Annotated in this window: 1 protein-coding gene; it reads right to left on the bottom strand. The window is 48.9% G+C overall.

Features of this window, described 5'->3' with window-relative positions:
• Positions 1 to 352, bottom strand: a 352-nt coding sequence (locus LKK83_RS05020; protein ID WP_324629819.1) for a DUF2887 domain-containing protein, incomplete at both ends; no start/stop codon positions are given.

Genomic DNA, 352 nt, shown 5'->3' with positions numbered 1-352 from the left:
TAATTTGCCGTCGCGTCAGCGCCATCAGTTGTCGCGCTTGTTCTGCCGCCCTTGACTCTTCTTTCTCGATAATCAATTGCACGATTTGCATCCCCAACGAGGTTTCCGGCACTGCCTCTAACTCGTCCAAGTAAATCCGCTGCACTTGAGCGGAATTGAGCAGAGCTTCATAAGGCTCCAGTTCCGTGGGTTCAAAACTGCGGCGGCCAAAAATTATCACCGCCCGCCAGGTTTTCCCCGGATAATTTTGCATCAGGTAAAGGAAGATTTCAGCAAATAAATTCGCATAAGCTCGCGGTTCTTTGTAAAAAAACACTTCCAGAAATTGCAGGGGCAATTCCTCATACTCCGC

Source organism: Phormidium sp. CCY1219, assembly GCF_035615515.1.
Lineage (GTDB): Bacteria > Cyanobacteriota > Cyanobacteriia > Cyanobacteriales > Laspinemataceae > CCY1219.
The sequence above is the reverse complement of the archived record's forward strand: the minus strand, read 5'-3'. Positions and strand labels throughout refer to the sequence as shown.